We start from the raw sequence: 18,893 nt of genomic DNA, 5'->3' as shown, positions 1-18,893 counted from the left end.
GGCGGATCAACCGGTGCGCCGGTCGCGGCCGACGAGGATCACCAGCGCGTGCGGGCCGAGGTGGTAGCGGCCCGGATGGTGCAGCTCGCGCTCGCCGCCGACCTCGGCGAGGCCGTGCGGGGCGGCGAGACCGGTGTCGGCGAACAGATGCCACGCCTGCCCTTCGGGCAGGCCGGGCAGCTCCAGGTCGTGCGACTCCCAGTGGGCGTTGACCGCGAGGTAGACGTGGTCGTCGGCGACGGTGCCGCCCTTGGCGTGCCGGCCGCACCGCATCAGCCCGAGCACCCTGCTGTGCGCGGACCAGTCCGGGTGCCAGGCCCGTACCCCGTGCCAGCTGATGTCGGGGTAACCGCTGCCGACCCGGTCGGAGCCGACCGGGTGGTCGGCGGAGCGCAGGACCGGGTGGGCGTGCCGGAAGGCGATCAGGCGCCGGGAGAACTCCAGCAGTTCGGCGTTGGCCTCGACGAGTCCCCAGTCGAACCAGGAGAGTTCGTTGTCCTGGCAGTAGACGTTGTTGTTGCCGAGCTGGGTGCGCCCGACCTCGTCCCCGGCCAGGACCATCGGAACGCCCTGGCTGGTGAGGAGGATGCCCAGCAGGTTCTTCATCTGGCGCGTCCTGAGGTCCCGGACGTGCGCGGAGGCGCTGGGCCCCTCCTCGCCGCAGTTCCAGCTGTGGTTGTCGTTGCCCCCGTCGCGGTTGCCCTCGCCGTTGGCCTCGTTGTGCTTGTCGTTGTACGACACCAGGTCGTTGAGGGTGAATCCGTCGTGCGCGGTGACGAAGTTGACCGACGCCGAGGCGGTGCGGCCCCGGTACAGGTCGGGGGAGCCGGCCATCCGGGTGGCCAGCTCGCCGACCAGGCCCGGCTCGCCCTTGACGAAGCGGCGCACGGTGTCCCGGTACTTGCCGTTCCACTCCGACCAGCGGCCGTAGTTCGGGAACGCGCCCACCTGGTAGAGGCCGGCCGCGTCCCAGGCCTCGGCGATCAGCTTGGTGTGCCGCAGGATCGGGTCGTGGGCCAGCTGTTCCAGCAGGGGCGGGTTGGGCAGCGGGGTGCCGTCGGGCGCCCGGTCGAGGATGGCCGCGAGATCGAAGCGGAAACCGTCGATGTGGTACTCGGACACCCAGTAGCGCAGACAGGACAGCACGAAGTCGCGGACCACGGGGTGGTTGCAGTTGACGGTGTTGCCGGTCCCGCTGAAGTTGTAGTACTCGCCCCGCGGCGTGAGCATGTAGTACGTGGCGTTGTCCAGGCCGCGGAACGAGATGGTCGGGCCGTGCTCGTTGCCCTCGGCGGTGTGGTTGAACACCACGTCGAGCATGACCTCGATGCCGGCCCGGTGCAGCTCCCTGACGAGCGTCTTGAACTCGTCGGCCTGCATCCCGAACCGGCCCGTGGCCGCGTACCCGGCCTTGGGTGCGAAGAACGAGACGGTGTTGTAGCCCCAGTAGTTGTGGAGCCGGCCGCCGTTGGCCGGGTCGGTGCGCGGGTTGTCCAGCTCGTCGAACTCGAACACCGGCAGCAGCTCGACGCAGTTGACGCCGAGGTCCTTCAGGTAGGGGATCTTCTCCCGCAGGCCGGCGTAGGTGCCCGGGGCGCTCACCCCGGACGAGGGGTGGCGGGTGAAGCCGCGGACATGGGTCTCGTAGACGACCAGGTCCTCGGTGGGGATGCCGAGCGGAGTGTCGTCGCCCCAGTCGAAGTCGTCGTCGAGCACCTTCGCGCGGTAGGGGTAGACGTCGTCCCAGTCCGGCTCCCGCCCCCACACGTCCCGGCCGGAGACCAGCCGGGCGTAGGGGTCGCTGAGCACCTTGCCCGGGTCGAACCGGTCGCCGGCCTCCGGGTCGAAGGGGCCGTCGGCGCGGAAGCCGTACTCCAGGTTCTCCGCGTCCAGGTCGAAGACCGTCATCGCGTACACGCTGCCGATGCGGAACTCCGGCGGGAACTCCAGTTCGGCGGTGGGCCGGCGGGCGCCCCGCTCGAAGAGGACCAGCCGCATCGCGGTGGCCCGGTCGGAGTAGACCGAGAAGGTGATTCCCCCCGGTACCGGATGGGCGCCGTACGGGAAGGGCCGTCCGGCCCGGACCCGGTAGCCGCCGATCCGGCGGGTGGGGAACGCGTCGACGCGCTCACGTGTCTCCTGGACGGTCATCGGCCCGTGTGTTCCCGTGCGGCGTCCAGGTCTTCCTCGATCTGGAAGAAGTCCAGGAACCCGGTGGCGGACATCACGAACCGGACCTCCTCCGACAGGCCCACCAGGGTCACCGCGGTCTGCATCTGCTGGGCCCTGCGGTGCACGATCAGCAGGGTGCGCAGGCCCGCGCTGGAGACGTAGCTGACCCCGCTGAGGTCGATCAGCAGCCGGCTGCCCTGCCCGACGAACGGCAGCAGCTGGGCCTGGAGCCCGCCGGACGTGGTGGAGTTGATCTCTCCTTCGAGGACGACCACCGCGGTGTCGCCCTCGGTGCGGGAACTGAGCTTGACGGTCATGCCGCCACCTCCGTCCGGGCCACCGGGGCCAGCCGGACCTTGACCTTGACCCGCCCGGACGTCTCGGGCAGGTGCACGAGCAGGCCCTCGGCGTCGAAGGCGCTGTGCGGTTCGCCGTCGATCTCGACGGACTCGATGCGTACGGATCCGCGCGGCAGCAGGTCCGGCGCCACACGCAGCACCCGGCCCTCGATCAGCGCGGGGTCGGGCTTGAACCAGAAGTCCATGGCGCTGCCCCCCAGCAGCAGGTTGTTGTAGACGGCGGCGAGGTAGCACAGCTCGGCCGAGTGGTACATCGACATCGAGTGGCTGCCCTTGAGCCGCTCGACCCCGAGCAGATACGGCAGCCCGTTCGCGAGCACGTTGAAGTAGACGGCGCCCTCGTCGTGATCGAGGAAGAAGGCGTTGTAGAAGGCCTGGGCGTCCCGGGCCTCGCCCTGGAAGTCCGCGCGGTCCGTGATGCCGTGCAGGATGAGGTAGGCGAGGATCGCCTGCTCCTGCTGCCACCACGCCTTGCGGTCGTGCCAGGTGAACCGGTGCCGGTCCTCGCCGGCCACGCGGATCCGCTCCACCACGTCGTACCAGCCGCCGCGCTGCCGGTCGGCGCCCCACTCGGGCATGGTCTCGCCGAGGGCGGTGGCCAGCTCCAGATAGCTCTGCTTGGGACGCAGCGAGTGCATCCGCAGCAGGTTCCAGGCGATCTTGAGGTTGTGGCCGACGACCGCGCGGTTCTGCTGCCAGCCGTGCGTGGTGTCGTGGGACCAGTCCTTGTGGAACCGTTCCTGCACGAAGGGGCTGTGCTCCGGGTCGGGGAAGCGGCCGACGATGGTGTCGAAGGTGTACTCCAGCATGTCGGCGTAGGTCTTCTCACCGGTGGCCAGGTACAGGTTGATCAGGTAGGCCGGTGCGTGGTCGCCGACGGAGTTCCAGTTCTTGCGGCCCTGGTTGGGGCCGAGCGACTCGTGCTCCGGGCTGAGCAGGATCGGGTCGATGTGCGAGAAGTACCCGCCGTGCTCCGGGTCCAGGTAGAACCGGTCGAAGAGCCGGATGGTGGCGTCCGCGTCGGCCTTGATGCGCGGGTCGCCGGTGATCCGGTACGTCTGGATCGGGCCGGCCAGCGCGTAGATCTGCTCGTAGGCGGGCAGCGCGTCGTAGTCGTCGGAGAACTCCGAGGTGAAGAGCTTGGTCTCGATGTCGCCGTCGACCTTGAGGCCGTGGTACCAGTACACGACGTTCTCGTCGGCGTCCACGAACCGCATGTGCTCGCGCAGGTACTCGGTGCCCCGCTCGGCGATCTCCAGGTACTCGTCGTCGCCGGTCAGCAGGAACGCGGAGGCCATGCCGTAGACCAGCCGGGAGATGGTGTCCGTCTCCTGGACGTGGCTCGCGGTCTTGTCACCGCTGAGCCGGATCTCGGTGCGGTACTGCGCGAAGTCGATCGGCCCGTCGCCGAACTGGGCCTTGCGGTAGAAGCCGGCGATCTCGCGGATCTGCCGGATCCACCAGCCGGCCTCCTCGAACCGGTGGTCGTCCGTCTGCCGGCCGGTGAAGATCAGCCGCTTGGCCTCGAACCGCAGCCCGTCGGCCTGCGGGTAGAAGATGCCGTACGCCAGGACGTAGCGGCCCTCCTCCAGCAGTGAGTCGATGTGGCCGGAGGCGTCCTGGTAGGGCTCCCCGAGGTTGTGCAGCAGCTCGGCGCCGGGCCCGCCGTCCAGGGAGACGTCGAAGTGGCGGCCGTCGGCGGTGACGAGGGTGAAGACGCGCGCCTCGCGGTCGAATCCGGCCACCCGGCCCGCGATGGTGTCGGAGAACGTGAAGTTGACGGTGTCGGACATGGTCACACCCTTCGCATTATGATTTTGAATTCGTCCGGGACTGATGAACCATCGAATCTCCCGTTCTTGACATTTCGCGAACGTGTCACATCTTCAGCGGGCCCGTATCGCACCGACAAAGAGCGGTCGCGGACTTCCTGAACTTTCAATTCTGCTGCCGGATTTCTTCGGTCAGCCGGCGGACGGCGAGGAGCGGGATGGGCAGCCATTCGGGCCGGTTGTGGGCCTCGTACACCGCCTCGTACACGGCCTTGTCCGCCTCGAAGGAACGCACCAGCAAGGGGTCGCGGCGCGGGTCCTGGCCGCCTCCGGCGGCATAACCGGCGCAGTACGCCTGCCGGTTGTGCACCGCCCAGGCCGTGGCCCGGCGGGCCAGCCGGGCCGCGTGCGGGTCGTCGGGCGGTGTCTCGGCCGGCGGGCGGTCCAGCACCTCGGTCAGGGCGTGGTGGGCCGCGTAGTCGAAGGAGCGCAGCATCGCGGCGACATCGCGCAGGGCCGGCTGCGGTCGGCGGCGCTCCTGCGGCGAGTGTCCGGGTTCGCCCTCGAAGTCGATGAGCACCCAGCCCTGTTCGGTGCGGAGCACCTGTCCCAGGTGCAGATCGCCGTGGATGCGCTGGACCATCGGCGGCCTGCCGCCCAGGACGCTGCTGCGCAGCTCCTCGTGCAGCTCCCACAACGCGGCTGCGTACGGGGCCAGTTGGGGCACGGACCGCAGTCCCTCCGCCAGGCGCTCGCCCAGCAGGTCGAGCAGGGCGGCGCTCTCCGGCCCGGTGAGCGGCCGGCTGCCGAGCTGCTCGGCGAGCGCGGTGTGCACCCGGGCGGTGGCCAGGCCCAGCGCGTACGACTCCTCGGCGAAGCCGCCGAGCGGCGCCTCGGTGCCGCGCCCGGCCGCCAGGCACGCGCGGGCCTGGCCGGTGGCCGCCGCCCAGCCGTCCCCGCGCGAGCGCACGAACTCCTGCACGATGCCGAGCGTGAAAGCACCCACCGGGGACTCGCCCGTGGTGCGCACCTGGGCCAGCGGCGCCGCGCTCGGCACCGAGCCGGCCCGCTGCAGCGCGCCGAGCAACTCCAGCTCCGGGCTGGTCCCGGGCACGGGCCGGCGCAGCACCTTGAACATCGCCCGGTCGGCGAAGGCCACCGAGGTGTTGGACTGCTCCGCCGTGCTCGCCGCTCCGGGCACCCCGAAGGGCAGGTCACTGCCGGGCAGCCGCTCGAAGCGCACCGGCCCCTGCTCGTCGGTACCGAAGCGCTCCAGCAGCCTGGTCATCAACTCCGGGTCCTGCGTGGCCTCGTACAGCGTCAGGGCCGGGCCGCCGGGCGCGGTCAGCCGGCCGATCACCGCCTCGGACGGCGCCGGGGCCGGACCCCGGCGCATCCCGATCAGCGCCTGGTACGGGCCGTCGGCGCCGGTGTCGAACACCGCGACCAGGAGCGCCGGATCGCCCGGCAGCACCCGCTCCAGGAGCCGGGTGGTGACGGCCGGCGCCCCGGTGTCCTTACCCGCGAACCAGCGCCGGCCTGGCAGCCACGCAGCGAGCAGCCCGTCCAGCGCCGTACGCACCCGCTCCAGCTCCGTGTCCACAAGAACGCTCATCCGACCCGCACCCCCACCCGACACACCCGCATCCACAACGGCAGCGGCGAGACTCGGGCACACGCACCCACGCACCGGCACCCACGCGGCAACCCGCCGAGCCCGGTGCACGCCCGCTCCCCTTCCGAGCCCACAAGAACGCTCACGCGGCCCGCACCCGACACACCCGCATCCCCATCCGCATCCGCATCCGCATCCGCATCCGCATCCGCACCCACAGCGGCGAGACCCGGGCCACGCACACCCGTCAGCCGGCACCTGCGCGACAACCCGTCGAGCCCGGTGCGCAGACGCCTCCACTCCGCGCCCACAAGACCGCTCAGGCGGCCCGCACCCCCACCAGAGCCCGACACACCCGCATCCCCGGCGGCCGGCGAGACCCCGGCACGCCCACCCGCCAGCCGGCACCCGCGCGGCAACCCGTCGAGCCGGGTGCACACCCGCTCCCGCTCCGCGTCCACGAGAACGCTCATGCGGCCCGCACCCCCACCCGCTCGTGAGGCGCCGGAATCCGCACCGGCGGTGGCCAGGCCTCGGTGCGTGGTGCCGCGGACAGGACCGTGGCCGCGTGGGCCAGCGACACCATCGTCATGTGGTGGTGCCAGCCGCGGAAGGAACGGCCCTCGAAGTCCCGGATGCCGAGCCCCCCGCTGACCTCCGTCAGGTCGCGCGTGACCCGGCCTGCGAGCATGGCGGTGCGGTAGACCGTGCCGAGCTGGGACTGCGGCAGGTTCGACAGCCAGTACTCGCTGGGGGTACGCCGCCCCGGGTCCCGCCAGGCGCCGACCAGGATGAGTTCCTGCTGGTCGGCGGGGACCGGCCGGGGGGCGTCGGGGCCCGTCCGGCGCAGCAGGACCCGGGCGGCGCCGACCGACGTCGCCCGCAGGGCGTCCGCCTCGTGGTCGTACCACTCCACCGGCAGGCACTGCCGGCTCAGCTCCGGGACCAGGGCGAGCGGCGAACCGGGCGGGCACGGTGCGCCCGTGTCCTCGGACACCGGCTCCGGCAGTCCCGGGCGCGGCGCGGGCCGCAGCGCCCGCAGCGCCACTCCCCGGGCCGCGGGGTCGATCCGGACGACGAAGGGCATACGGCGCTCCAGCAGCACCGAGCAGATGCCGTACGCATCGCTCTCCCGCAGGTCCATCACCACCGGCCGGTGCGGCAGACCCCAGTCCCCGGCCATCGCGGACACGGCCTCCACCGCGCATTGCTCGGGCGGGCAGGAGCCGACGTCCTCCGGGATGCAGGCCCGGCGCCGCAGCGCCGCCTCGCCCGCCCAGCTCTCCGGCAGGGCGAGTCGCCAGTCCACCGGACACGACGCCCGGTCGGCGGCCAGCCACACCCCGATCGCCTGCTGGCAGTTGACGACCCGTCCGAACTCCGAGACCCACCGCCGCTCCACGCCGACCGAGTGCTGCCCCACCTTGGCGATCACCAGGGGTTGGACCACCCAGGCGCGCGGCTCCAGCCGCAGCAGCAGGTCCGCCAGCTCCCGGCGGACCGGCTCGGCGGCCCACGGGGACTTGGTGATGAACTGGTAGAGGCTCTGCTCCACTCCGCCGCCGGCACCGTCGGCGATCGCCCGCATCGTCTTCCTCCCGGAAACCGAAAGCAGGCCTCTCACATAAAGCTCGCCCCAACGCCTCTGGTCACTGCGCGGAATTGATCTGAACGTACGGGAAATGATCTCGGAGACCACGTTCTCGGAAATCTCGGCGGACTCCACGACTTGACGTTCGCCGGGCATGACTCAGCCCTCTCTGGAATACGTGAGGTTCTTCGCCCGGGGCCGGCGCCGCGGACGCGGTGTGCGTCCGCCGGGGCGCCGGCCCCGGCAGGGGCCCGTCGGCCGGGGGGAGCCGACGGGCGTGGGGACGGGGCGGGCGGTCGGGGGTGGACCCGCCACGTCGTCCGTACGGCCCGGGACCGGGCCGTGGCGCTACGGGCGCAGGGCCAACAGGGGGTCCGGGGTCAGCCTGCGGAACAGTGGTTCCCAGTCCGTGGGCGCCGCGCCCGGCTCGTTGTAGACCTCGAACGTGCGGCCCGCGGCCGCCGCGGAGCCGAGCGCCCGGACACAGGCCTCGGCCACCGAGGCGCGCGAGACCCAGCCGTCACCGCGGTCGTCCTGCTCCAGCCGGACACCCGCGCCGGCGCTGCCGTCGTCGGTCAGCCAGCCGGGCCGCACCACGGTGTAGGCGAAGCCCGAGTCCCGTACCGCGTCCTCGCCGCGCAGCCGCCAGTCCAGCAGCCGCCCGTAGGCGTTCATCGGGTGCTCGCGCCGGGTCACGAAGATCTGGCTCACCAGCACGATCCGGGGCCGCAGCGCGGACTCCGCGGCCGCCGCCAGCACGTTGCGCACACCGCTGTAGACCGTGGTCTCCGGGCTGTCAGGACCGGAGTCGGCGGTACCCGGCTCCACGCTGAACACCACGGCGGCACAACCGCGCAGTGCGGGCCCCAGCGTGTCCGCGTACCGTACGTCCGCCTGCCACGGCTCGGTGCCGGGCGGCGGGGTCGCTCCTCGCTCCGGGTGCCGGCTCACCACGCGGACCCGCTCGCCCGCCTCGGCCAGTCTCCTGGTCACGAGGGAGCCGAGCCGGCCCGCTCCGCCGATCACCGCTATGGGGCCGTGCATGTGCATGATTCCCCCTATGTGTTCTGAGGCCTGCCGTCCCCGGCCGGGTCACACCCAGCGCAGGACGTCGTCGGCGCTCGTCAGCTCGGTCGCGGCGGGCACGCCGGTCAGCGTGGGCACCCTGAGCCGCGGATAGACGGTGACCCCGCGGAACCGGGACCCGGGCCGCAGCACGGCCCCGTCGCCGATCGCTGTGTGCCCTTCGAGCCGGGTCGGCCGGCCGCGCTCCGAATGGATCACCGCCATCGGTCCGACGTAGGACTCCGAGAGGTCGGCGTGGGAGCCGATCACCGCGGACTCGCCCACGGCGGAGTGCACGAGCGTGCTGCTCTCACGGATCTCGGCCCCGTCGCCGACGTCCGTGTGCTCCAGCCGCACGCCCGGCCCGATCTCGACGTCGTGACCGATGCGCACCCCGGGGCCGATCAGCACCGACCCCTCCTCGATCTTCTGGGCGAGGGTCGTGCCGGTCAGGTCGTCCTTCGTCAGCAGGCTGCTCTCGTGGATCCAGCCCGGCGATCCGGCCTGCCCGGACCGCGCCATGAGCCGGTTCATCTGCTCGTACGCGCCGTCGAGCACGAGTCCCAGCGTGTGCAGATAGTCCTGTACGTTGCCCAGGTCGCCGAGCCTGCCGATGGCATGGGTGGCGACCGGGTGGTCGTGCCCGGCCAGCCAGGGCAGCAGGTCCCCGCCCCAGTCGAGCCTTTGGTGGGACTGCCGAAACAGCTCCGGCTCCCGGGCCAGCAGCCGCAGCCGGCCGCAGTCCACCAGGTACATCCCGGCGTTGGTGGGCAGTGTCGCCCGCTCGTCCGCGACCGCGTCCGGGAACAGCTCGCGCAGCCGGGCGACGGCCGGCTTCTCGACGAAGCCCGTCACCAGCCCCCGCGCGTCGGTGCGCATCACGCCGTACTTGCCGGCGATCTCCCGCGCCGTCCGTTCCACCGCGGCCACCGTCACCACGGCGCCGCGCGCCTCGTGCGTGGCCCGCAGTTCCCGCAGGTCGAAGTCGAAGAGCGAGTCGACCGGCAGCACCAGGGCCTGGCCCTGCAGGTCCCACTGTTCGAGGTTGTGGAGGGTGGCTCCGGCCGAGCCCACGTTGTAGCGGTCCAGGCGCGAGCGGGAGTACCTGACGTCCACTCCGTGCCGCTCGCCGTGGCCCAGCAGCAGCTTGATCTGGTTACGGTTCTCCAGACCGTGGGCGACCACGTAGAAGCGGCGGATGCCCTGGTCCCGGCAGGCTTCGACGACCCATTCGACGAGCCGCCTTCCGACGAACGGAATAAGAGCCTTGCTGCGAATGTAGTCGGACGATTCCAGAGTGATGGGCTTCGCCCGCTCGCCTCTGCCGCCCGCGAGAATGATTCCTACGGTCTCCGGATTCCGACGAGGCACTTTCGCTTTCCCCCTATGAGTTCGTCGGACGTCCCCCGGGCCTTCGGTCAGCCCCATTCCGGGTCGTGGTCGGGGATGTTGGCCGACTGGGCAACCGACTTGCCGTGCAGGGTCTGCTCGGCCTCCTGCGCGCCGAGTCCGAGGAGGAGCATGAGGGCGAATATCGCGCTGAATCGCTTGGTAGTCGTTCCCTTGGAATTCATGTGGATTCCCTCCCAGATGGCTGATAGGCGCTGTCGCCTCCGCCGCAAGAAGCATGCCGCAGCCAGCAGCCGGATTTCTTCGCTTGGTAGCCTCGTGATCGCGCATTGCGCATTTCTGAAGGGGGAACGAATGTGCAGGAAGTCGGACAATCTCTCCCATACCAATGTGGTCAGGCTCTGCGACGAAGGTCTGGCCCGTTACCGGGAAGCGCTCTCAAAAGGTCCGATTGATGGCGATGTACCGGACTGCCTCGTCGAGTTGGGTCTCATGCGCCCCTTGGCCGAAAACCCGCTGATCATGGGCGTGGTGCCGCCCGACATCGCGGTGAGCGAGTTCTGCCGCCCCATCGAGCGCGCCATTCTCGTCCAGCAGCAGGCCGTGGCGGCCGTCCGCGAGGCACTGAGCGCCGCGGAGGACGTCTACCGCGAGGAACAGGGCACCGCCTCCGCCGACATCCGTCTGCTGCACGGCGAGGACGTCATCAGCGCGGCGCTGCAGAAGTCCGCCGACGCCTGCCGCGCGGAACTCCTGACCGCCCAGCCCGGCGGCGGCCGGGCCACCGCACTCCTCAGCAAGGCGCTGCGCCGCACCCTGGAACTGTCCGAACGGGACATCCGCCAGCGGACGCTCTACCAGCACTCGGTACGCACCCATGGCCCCACGCTCGCCTACATCGAGCAGGTCACCGCGGTCGGCGTCGAGGTACGCACCCTCAACGAACTCTTCGACCGCCTGATCATCTTCGACCGCAGGACGGCCTTCATCCCCGACCCCCGGCACGACCTCAGGACAACGGCCCTGACGGTCGAACACCCCGCGATCGTCCACTACTTGGCCACGGTCTTCGACCACGCCTGGCAGCGGGCGGAACCCCTCAGCATCACCCAGGAGCAGGCGCGCCCCCCGCTGATGACCGACGAGACCCGGCGCACCGTCCTGCGCCTCATGATCGAGGGCCACACCGACGCGGCGATAGCCAAGCGCCTGGGCATCAGCGCCCGCACCGTCTCCACCCACATAGGCCGAGCGTCAGAGCTCCTCAACAGCAAGAGCAGGGCCCAACTGGCCTACGCCCTGGCCCAGTCCCGCCTCCTGGAGGACATGGACGGCTGACCGCACCCCCTCTCCCCACCCCCACACGGACCCGCAGCCGCCGACGCCCGATCCGCCTCGCAGGGGGCCACCCGCGGTCGACGACGAAAGCAGCACGGGTGGTGCGGCGGGAACACGGATCGGGGCCGAAGGCGAAGCCGAGGCACTCGCTACGCCGCGGCAGCGGCCAGCACCTGCTCCACATCCGCGCGCCCGGCCCGGAACGGCGCCGGAACCCCCAGCACCGCACCCCCCGGCAACCGCGGCTGCAGCGCCTCCAGCACCGGCCCCAGCAGCCGGGGCGCGGCGGTCACCACCGACTTCCCCGTCCACGAGGCGAGTTCCACGGCCGCGGCGGACAGCCGGGCGTCGTCCAGATAGACGAGGTGCGCATGCCCGAGCCCGGGCGCGGCCGCACGCGCGGCGAGCGCCAGCCGGGTGCCGGCCTCACCGACGGAGATCAACCGCGCCGTGGCCACCGAAGGCTCGCTCGGTTCCCAGAAGAGGTCCGCCCCCGGCCCCTCCCCGAGCACCAGGCAGTGCGGCCGCGAGGACCGCGCGGCGTGCCGCACCACCGCCCGCGTCTCCTCCTCCCCGCAGGGCACCGCGAGCGGTACGCCGGACATCCGCCGCACCTCGTCGTACCCGTCGGGAAAGCCCTCGGGCGACATCACCACGGTCGCCCCGGCCTCCAGACAGTCGCGCCACAACGACCGGGGCGCCACCGACCGCCCCTCCGCCGCGCCCGGTGTGACGACCACGAACGGCCTGAACCCGGCCGCCCCCAGACCCGTCACCATCTGCGTCAGCACCGTGCCCACGTTCGGCAGCGAGAAGAAGCGGTCCGGGTGGGCCGCCTCGAACGGATGGTCCTTCTTACGAGCCAGCGTCTCCAGACAGACCACCCGGCGGTCCCGCCCGGCGACCTCGGTGAGTTCACTGCGAAAGGCGTCCCGCCCGGAGAGGGTCACCACGACACCACTTTCCCCCGTCGGCGGACCCCGGCGGTCGCTCCCCGCTCCACCGTGCCCGCGTCCAACTGCTCCCTGAGCGACCGTCACCGGGGCGGGCACACCCCCACCCCGGCGGTCACCGGGCCGCCTCCCGCGCGGCACCGGCGCCCGCCCCGGCGGCCGGCGGGCCACTCGCGGAGCCGGTCCGGACCGCGTCCTCGGCGGTCATCACCCAGACACCTCGCCCGGTCAGTCGCGACCGTCGCCGCCGTCCGCGACGCGGATCTCCAGCAGCAGGTGTTCGACGGCGTCGGCACCGTACTCCTTCTCCACCAGCTCCACGGACCGCACCACATGCAGCTCCCGACCGTACTCCCGGGCGATCTCGTGCAGTTCCCCGAGGACGCCGCGGCTGCTGAAGTGCAGCAGCGCACGGCCGCCCGGGGCGAGCATCCGCGGGGCCTCGGCCAGATAGCGCCGGTGCGTGCGGTAGCCCGGATCGACATAGGCCCGCTCGTGCATGGACCGATAGGCATAATCCTCGGGCGCGCGCACGTAGTTGGAGCTCCAGAAGACCATGTCGAAACGTTCCTGCTGAAGTGCGGAGAACAGATCGCTGCGCACGGCGCGCACCCGGTCGCCCACCCCGTGCCGCGCGGCGTTGAGCGCCGCGTTCTCGACCGCCCGGGGGTTCACGTCGGCGGCGACCACCCGCTCGCACCCGGCGAGCGCGCTGCGCACGGCGATGACCCCGGTCCCGCAGCCGATCTCCAGGAAAGAGCCCGACCGGTCGCCCGGACCCGCCTCGGCGAGGCCCAGCAGATCGAGCGCCACCGCGGTCGACGGCGAGAACACTGGAGCAAACACTTCGTCAAGAAGATCCCATCGCAAGCCCAACAGCTCGAACTCGCCCGGCCGGTCCGGACGCGTCAGCGACAACCGGCTGCGCTCCAGCGACCGTACGAAACTCTGCGTTCCCGACATACCTCTGTCCCCCCGCCGGACACTCCGTGACCGCGGCGCCGTCCGCTTCCCGGCGCGCTGTCAGGGCTTATTGTCGGGTTACCGAACGCGACGGGGGAATGTGCAGGGGTAACCGCTACGCACCGGCCGAGCGGTGCTCCGGTCACCGTGCGGCAGGCTCTGGCATGTGGTTTCGGCCAAAGGTCACTTCAACAGTACTGGTTCAAGCCATCGTTGACGCCTGTCGTGCACGCAATCTAGGTTCGCGAAGGCTCGGCAGAGCCACGCGCCGCAGGCGCCGCAGATCAACTGGGGGTGAGGTCTATGCGGCACACGGACGACTTCGTACAGGACGAACTGCTCAGACTTCTCGAACTGCTCGCCACCGAGGCTCCGCCCCACCGCTTCGAACGACCACCCCCCGACGCCGACTCCGGCGAACCGGTGCCGGCCGAGTCCCTGGCCCTCCTCGACCGCGCGCGGGCCCTGGCCCTGGACATCCACGGCCTGTTCGCCCGCCGCCAGCAGCGCGAGGCCGCCCTGGCGGCACTCGTGGACACCGCACGGGAACTGACCCTTCCGTACGAGGTCGACGCGCTGCTGCAGGTGATCACCCGCCGGGCCCGGCTGCTCCTCAACTTCGACATGTCGTGGATCACCCTCAGGGACCCCGTCGACGGCCGCTCCTACGTACGCATATCCGACGGCCACGCCTCCACCATGACCCCGGGGTTCGTGGTCCCGGCCCAGGGCGGCGTCGGCAACGCGGCGTTCGACCGCTCCGCGCCCTTCTGGACCGCCGACTACCTCACCGACGACCGCTTCCCGCACTCCACGGCCACCGACGAGGTGGTCACCGCGGAGGGCCTGCACGGTCTGATGGCGGTGCCCCTGAAGGAGGGCAGCGACACCTTCGGCGCTCTCTACGGCGCCGACCGCTCGGTGCGCCACCTCACGCCCGACGAGATCACGCTGATGTCCTCACTGGGCGACCTCGCCTCGCTGGCCATCAAGAAGGCCCGGCTGCTCGCCCAGACCCGTTCCGAACTCAGCGAACTGGAACTCGACGTGTCCCGGGCACTGGACTCCTCCACCACGGAGCGTCTGGTCAGCGGCGTCCACACCCGGCTCATCGACATGGTGCTGAGCGGCCACGGACTGGACGAGGTGGCAGCCCGCGCCGCGGCCGAACTCGGCGGAGCCCTGATGGTGCGCGACGCCACCGGCCGCACCCTCGCGGTCACCGAGGGCTTCCCGGACTTCGACGAGGCGGAACTCTTCCAGCGGACCCTGGACGCCCACACCGAGCTCGCCCCGATCCGCTCGGCGGACGGCCTGTGGCTGTGTCCGGCCACCGCGGGCCGCGAGGTGCTCGGCACCCTGATCCTGGCCGCGGAGGGCCCGGCCGTCGACTACCAGCTCCGGCTGCTGCGGGCCACGGCCCAGTCCACCGCGGTCCTGCTGCGCATCCAGGCCGGCGCCGAGACATCTCCCGACGGGGGCCGCAGCCGGCTGCTCCAGGACCTGATCGGCGACTCGCCCCGCGCGCCCGAGCAGCTCGCGGTGCACGCCCGGCGCCTCGGCGTCGCCCTCGACGACCCGCACGTGGTGCTGATCGCGCGGCCGGACGGCGGCGCGAGCGGCCGGGCCCTGGTCTGGGCCTCGTCGTACGCCCACCGCATGGCGGGACTGCAGACCATCATGGACGACTGCCTGGTGCTGCTGGTCCCGGGCACGGACTCGGGGGACTCGGGGCGGGCGGTCACCGCCGAGCTGTCCACGGTGACCGGCCGCCGGGTGACGGTCGGCTCGGCCGGGCCGGTCGCGCATCCGGGCTCGGTCCACGGCACCTACCAGGAGGCCAGACGCTGTCTGGAGGCGCTGACCGCACTCGGCGCCGACGGGGGCAGCGCCTCGGCACAGGAACTGGGCTTCCTCGGGCTGCTGCTCGCGGACAGCCCCGACATCACGGCCTTCGTGCAGACCACGATCGGCCCGGTGATCACCTACGACAGCCGGCACTGCACGGATCTGGTCCACACCCTGGAGGCCTGGTTCGCGTCCGGCGGCAGCCCCCGCCGGGCCGCCGAGGCCCTCCATGTGCACCCCAACACCGTCTCCCGGCGCCTGGAACGGATCACCGACCTGCTCGGCCCCACCTGGCAGGAACCCATGCGGGCGCTGGAGGTGCAGCTCGCCCTGCGCCTGCAGCGCACCCGGCACGCGATCCGCTCCCCCCTGTCCACCTGCTGACGGCGAAACGGCTGCGGGCCCCGGAAGTTCCGGGGCCCGCAGCCGTGTTCGGTCACCGGCGAAGGTGCCGGTCACTCATGTTCGTCAGCCGTTGCGCTTCCAGCGCGGCTTGTCGTCGCGGCGGCCGAAGGAGCCGGTGCCGCGGTGGTCGTCACGACGGCCGTAGGGGCGGTCGTGACCGGCGGAGCGGAAGCCCGGGCGGTCGTCACGACGCTCACGGTTGAACGGACGGTCGCTGCCCCGGTGCCCGGCGGCACCGCGCTCGTCCCGGCGGAAGCCACCACGGTCGTCACGGCGCTCGAAGGAGCGGCCACCACGGTCGCGGTCACCGAACGGACGACGCTCGTCACGGCGCTCGAAGGAACGCCCGCCACGGTCACCCCGGTCACCACGCTCGTCGCGGCGCTCGAAGCCACGGCCACCGCGGTCGTCACGGCGCTCGAAGCCACGCTCACGGTCCCGGTCACCGAACGGGCGACGCTCGTCACGGCGCTCGAAGGAACGCCCACCGCGGTCACCCCGGTCGTCACGGCGCTCGAAGCCGCGCTCACGGTCCCGGTCGAAGGGACGACGCTCGTCACGGTCACGGCGGAAGCCACCGCGGTCACCGCGGTCGTCACGGCGCTCGCCACGGTCCCGGTCGAAGGAACGCCGCTCCCGGCGCTCGTACGGCGCCGAAGCCGCCGGACGCTCCTCGCGCTCGGTCTCGCGCTCCGCCGGCTCCTGGGCCGCGGCCGCCTCGACCACGGCCTCCGCCGCGGCCGCCTGGGCCTCGGCCACCGCGGTCTCCGGGTCCTCGCCACGCTCGCGGGCGACCCGGGCGACCAGCCGGTCGGCCTCCTCGCGCAGCTCGGTGGCCCGGCGCTGGGCGCGCTCCAGCTGCTTGGTGAGCTGGGCGACCTCGCGCTCGGCCTGCTGGGCGGAGTTGCCCGCGGACTCGGCCTGGACCTCGGTCATGGAGCGGGCGCCGGTGATCTCGGCGACCTCCGGGTCGAAGGCGGCACCGCCCTGGATGATGTGGCGCGCGGCGTCGACGCCGGCGTCCTCCATCAGACGGAAGATCTGACGCCGCTGGTGCGGCAGGGACAGCGAGACGACCGTGCCCGTACGACCGGCACGTGCGGTACGGCCCGCACGGTGCAGGTAGTCCTTGTGGTCGCCGGCCGGGTCCACGTTCAGGACCAGGTCGATGCCGTCGACGTGGATACCGCGCGCGGCGACGTCGGTCGCGACCAGCACGTTGACGTAGCCGTCCTTGAAGTCGGCCAGCGTCCGGGTGCGGGCGCCCTGGGTCATGCCGCCGTGCAGCGCGTCGGACTTCACACCCGCCTCGCGCAGCTGCTCGGCGACGCGGTCGGCGCCCAGCTGGGTGCGGACGAAGATGATCGTGCGGCCCTTGCGGGAGGCGATCGCGGCGGTGACCGGCGCCTTGTCCTTGGGCTTCACGATGAGGATGTGGTGCGACATGGTCGTCACCGCGCCCTGGGCCGCGTCCACCTCGTGGGAGACGGGGTTGTTCAGGTAGCGGTCGACGAGGGTCTGGATCTCGTTCTCCATGGTCGCGGAGAACAGCATCCGCTGGCCGCCGGCCGGGACCTGGTCGAGCAGCTCGGTGACCTCGGGCAGGAAGCCCAGGTCGGACATCTGGTCGGCCTCGTCCAGGACGGCGATCTGCACGTCCTCGAGGGAGCAGGCGCCGCGGTTGATGATGTCGCGGAGGCGGCCGGGCGTGGCGACGAGGATGTCGACGCCGCGCTCCAGGGCGTAGATCTGGTTGCCCATCGACGTACCGCCGCAGACGACCTTCATCTTCAGGCCGAGGACGTCGCCGTAGGGCTGCAGGGCGTCGGCCACCTGCATGGCCAGCTCACGGGTCGGCGTGAGGATGACGGCACGCGGCCGCTTCTTCTCGGTGCGGCCGCCGGCCAGCGTGGCCAGGGTCGGCAGACCGAAGGAGAGGGTCTTGCCGGAGCCGGTGCGGCCACGGCCGAGGATGTCCTTGCCGACCAGGGCGTCCGGGATGGTCGCGGCCTGGATCGGGAAGGGGGTGGTGACGCCGTTCTGTGCGAGCTTGCGCACGATGCCCTCGGGGAGGCCGAGGTCGGCAAAGGTGATCTGGGGGGTGGTGTCAGCGGCCTCGACGGCCTCGGTGACCTCGGTCGTCACGTCCACGAGCTCGTTGTCGTTCTCGGGCATGACGATCTGATCAGTACTGGACACGGACATGCGAATGCGAAACCTTCCGGAGTCTCTTCGGCACGCGCCCGTCAACTCCGTGAATCGCTCACGACCGCCTCAATGCGGTCCGCCACGGCAAGGGAGAGTACGCGCCACACGGCGCGCTCTGCAGTGGCGCCGGGCAAATGGGATCAAACGATCTACCACCATACGCACCCAACGCCCCCCAAGGCAAACCGATCCCAGGAGACGCTGGTCACGTCCTACGCCGGAGTCCCCGCCGCAGGCGCCGGCTCCCGCTGGGCCAGCTGGGTTCCCGTCTCCTCGTGGGCCGAGGAGGACGGCTCGGCCGACGGCGGCGGGGGCGAGGCGGGCGTCGGCTCCTCGGTGGGCGTCGGCTGCGGCTCGGCCGTCTGGGTGGGGGTCGGCACGACCGTGTGCGTGGGGGGCGGATTCGTGGTCTTCCCCGGCTTCGGCGGTGCCGCCGAAACACTGCCCGGCGTGGACGGCGTCGCCGAGGGCGAGGCCGACTCCCCCCGCTTCTTCTTGCCCCCGTGCTCGTGTTTGCCGTCCTCGGGACCGCCACCGCCGGAGCCGAGGCCGCCGCCGCCCTCCACCGGACCCCCGTCGGGCGCCTCGCCGCCCCGCTGCCCCGCCGAGTGCGAGGGCCTGGCCCGGCCGGCGTCGTCACCCACGCTCACACAGCCGGCGGCGGCCGTGAGGGCCAGCACCGTGACGACCAGACGGACGGGTACGTACAAGGGGCGCACGGCGGCCACCTCCGGAGGCGAGGTTGGGAGTCAACCTGCCCAACTCCCGCCGCCCGCAAGAGGACACGCGGCCCGCCCGCATCGGAGCACCCCGCCCGGTCACCCGTACCCGAGCGCGTGCAGCCGGGCGTCGTCGATGCCGAAGTGGTGGGCGATCTCGTGCACCACGGTGACCTCGGTCTCGGCGACGACGTCCGCACGGCTGTCGCACATCCGCAGCGTCGGCCCCCGGTAGACCGTGATCCGGTCCGGCAGCACACCCGCGTACCACTCGCCCCGCTCGGTCAGCGGCGTCCCCTCGTACAGCCCGAGCAGCTCGGGATCGTCCGCGGGCGGTTCGTCCTCGACGAACACCGCGACGTTGTCCATCAGCCGCGTCAGCTCCGGCGGGATCCGGTCGAGCGCCTCGGCGACCAGTTCCTCGAACTCCTCGCGCGTCATCTCCAGCACACGGTCATTGTCCGGTACGAACGGCCCGTACGAGGCAGGCGAACCGTCGCATATCCGCCGCATATCCGCGCCCGGCCGTGGGCAT

Annotated in this window: 14 protein-coding genes; 2 read left to right on the top strand and 12 right to left on the bottom strand. The window is 71.7% G+C overall.

The window, feature by feature from the left end; all coding sequences use genetic code 11:
• Positions 1-6 precede the first annotated feature (6 nt).
• The 7 genes from glgX to ACIRVH_RS42935 all read right to left on the bottom strand — a co-directional run bounded on the left by glgX (position 7) and on the right by ACIRVH_RS42935 (position 9,945).
• Complete coding sequence (gene glgX / locus ACIRVH_RS42965; protein ID WP_403965503.1) at positions 7-2,151, bottom strand: glycogen debranching protein GlgX; 2,145 nt, start codon at positions 2,149-2,151, stop codon at positions 7-9.
• Positions 2,148-2,489, bottom strand: coding sequence for an STAS domain-containing protein (locus tag ACIRVH_RS42960; protein WP_403965501.1), 342 nt, complete (start codon positions 2,487-2,489; stop codon positions 2,148-2,150). The genes glgX and ACIRVH_RS42960 overlap by 4 nt, the downstream gene beginning before the upstream one ends.
• Positions 2,486-4,324 (bottom strand): AGE family epimerase/isomerase, encoded by a 1,839-nt coding sequence (locus ACIRVH_RS42955; RefSeq protein WP_403965499.1) that lies wholly within the window; start codon positions 4,322-4,324, stop codon positions 2,486-2,488. Before ACIRVH_RS42955 ends, ACIRVH_RS42960 begins: the two co-directional genes overlap by 4 nt.
• 145 nt (positions 4,325-4,469) lie before the next feature.
• Complete coding sequence (locus tag ACIRVH_RS42950; protein WP_403965498.1) at positions 4,470-5,918, bottom strand: maltokinase; 1,449 nt, start codon at positions 5,916-5,918, stop codon at positions 4,470-4,472.
• A gap of 469 nt (positions 5,919-6,387) precedes the next feature.
• The gene (locus ACIRVH_RS42945) at positions 6,388-7,665 is read right to left on the bottom strand and encodes an IS701 family transposase (protein WP_403965496.1); all 1,278 of its coding nucleotides are present in this window, start codon (positions 7,663-7,665) and stop codon (positions 6,388-6,390) included.
• Positions 7,666-7,857: 192 nt separating this feature from the next.
• Complete coding sequence (locus tag ACIRVH_RS42940) at positions 7,858-8,553, bottom strand: SDR family oxidoreductase (RefSeq protein ID WP_403965494.1); 696 nt, start codon at positions 8,551-8,553, stop codon at positions 7,858-7,860.
• Between the two features lie 48 nt (positions 8,554-8,601).
• A complete protein-coding gene (locus tag ACIRVH_RS42935) occupies positions 8,602-9,945 on the bottom strand; it encodes a sugar phosphate nucleotidyltransferase (RefSeq protein WP_403965492.1) in 1,344 nt (447 codons plus the stop codon).
• 471 nt (positions 9,946-10,416) lie between these two features.
• Here ACIRVH_RS42935 and ACIRVH_RS42930 point away from each other — a divergent pair, with 471 nt between their 5' ends.
• Positions 10,417-11,262, top strand: a complete 846-nt coding sequence (locus ACIRVH_RS42930) for a LuxR C-terminal-related transcriptional regulator (RefSeq protein WP_403965490.1) — start codon at positions 10,417-10,419, stop codon at positions 11,260-11,262.
• Positions 11,263-11,411: 149 nt separating this feature from the next.
• Here ACIRVH_RS42930 and ACIRVH_RS42925 read toward each other — a convergent pair whose 3' ends face one another.
• Positions 11,412-12,215, bottom strand: coding sequence for a hypothetical protein (locus ACIRVH_RS42925; RefSeq protein ID WP_403965488.1), 804 nt, complete (start codon positions 12,213-12,215; stop codon positions 11,412-11,414).
• Between the two features lie 228 nt (positions 12,216-12,443).
• Complete coding sequence (locus tag ACIRVH_RS42920) at positions 12,444-13,178, bottom strand: methyltransferase domain-containing protein (RefSeq protein WP_403965486.1); 735 nt, start codon at positions 13,176-13,178, stop codon at positions 12,444-12,446.
• 303 nt (positions 13,179-13,481) lie between these two features.
• Between ACIRVH_RS42920 and ACIRVH_RS42915 the strand changes: the two genes are divergently transcribed.
• Positions 13,482-15,410: a helix-turn-helix domain-containing protein gene (locus ACIRVH_RS42915; RefSeq protein ID WP_403965485.1), complete on the top strand. Its 1,929-nt coding sequence runs from the start codon at positions 13,482-13,484 to the stop codon at positions 15,408-15,410.
• Positions 15,411-15,494: 84 nt separating this feature from the next.
• Here ACIRVH_RS42915 and ACIRVH_RS42910 read toward each other — a convergent pair whose 3' ends face one another.
• The 3 genes from ACIRVH_RS42910 to ACIRVH_RS42900 form a co-directional block, all read right to left on the bottom strand.
• Positions 15,495-17,636, bottom strand: coding sequence for a DEAD/DEAH box helicase (locus tag ACIRVH_RS42910; RefSeq protein ID WP_403965483.1), 2,142 nt, complete (start codon positions 17,634-17,636; stop codon positions 15,495-15,497).
• Between the two features lie 215 nt (positions 17,637-17,851).
• Positions 17,852-18,358 carry a hypothetical protein gene (locus tag ACIRVH_RS42905; RefSeq protein WP_403965481.1) on the bottom strand — a complete coding sequence of 169 codons (507 nt, stop codon included), beginning with the start codon at positions 18,356-18,358 and terminating at the stop codon, positions 17,852-17,854.
• A gap of 99 nt (positions 18,359-18,457) precedes the next feature.
• Complete coding sequence (locus ACIRVH_RS42900) at positions 18,458-18,808, bottom strand: metallopeptidase family protein (protein WP_145885161.1); 351 nt, start codon at positions 18,806-18,808, stop codon at positions 18,458-18,460.
• Positions 18,809-18,893: the final 85 nt, after the last annotated feature.

Origin of the sequence: Streptomyces sp. NPDC101165 (genome assembly GCF_044768135.1) — a bacterium.
Classification (GTDB): Bacteria; Actinomycetota; Actinomycetes; order Streptomycetales; family Streptomycetaceae; genus Streptomyces.
This window is presented reverse-complemented; position numbering and strand designations above follow the sequence as displayed.